The sequence below is a fragment of the Caldisphaera sp. genome (assembly GCF_023256325.1).
Taxonomy (GTDB): domain Archaea; phylum Thermoproteota; class Thermoprotei_A; order Sulfolobales; family Acidilobaceae; genus Caldisphaera.
This window is the reverse complement of the sequence record NZ_JAGDXI010000046.1, coordinates 2,940-3,592: the sequence shown is the minus strand read 5'-3', so window position 1 is coordinate 3,592 and position 653 is coordinate 2,940. Positions and strand designations below refer to the sequence as shown.

The following is a 653-nucleotide window of genomic DNA, read 5'->3' as shown; positions in this document are numbered from 1 at the left end:
ACCGGGACTTTGGATTAGTATTTCACCCATGGTTTTAAAGTCTTTGGGAACAGGGTTTCCGTTTCCATCCACTATTTTTACATTTACAAATGGACCTGGAAGACCCGCTGTATTAAAGTAATCTAGAAGTTTCTCCCAGGGCCAATCTAACATATTATCTTTTGGTACAGCATATGTATAACCTACGCCTTCACTCATTCCAAATGCCTCAATGAAATTAATGCCGAATTTTTTCGCTTCAAAGAATAACGATCTAGGAGGATGCTCTCCGTCTAATAGAAACTTAAAATTACTTAAAGCATCTTTATACTCTTGAGCATTAGGATGCTCGATTAACATTTTTAAAAACGTAGGAACTCCTGCTGCAAATGTTACTTTTTCTTTTTTAATAAGGTCTAGCATGACAGATGCGTCAGGTCTACCTGGTAAAACTTGTTTCATGCCAATTAATGTTGCTAAATAAGGCATCATCCAACCCAAGCCATGGAAGAAAGGAGGTATATGCATAAGAACATCATTAGATGAAACTCGTACTGGAGATGGATATGCTGTTATAACTATTCCGCTAATAATAGATTGTAATATTATTTGCCTATGGGTAAAGTGTACTGCTTTTGGCAATCCTGTTGTTCCAGATGTAAAATATACTGCTG

General features: G+C 36.6%; 1 protein-coding gene. It reads right to left on the bottom strand.

Annotated elements, in window-relative coordinates:
- Nucleotides 1–653: AMP-binding protein (locus Q0C16_RS06965; RefSeq protein ID WP_292320763.1), on the bottom strand; the 653-nt coding region annotated here is incomplete at both ends.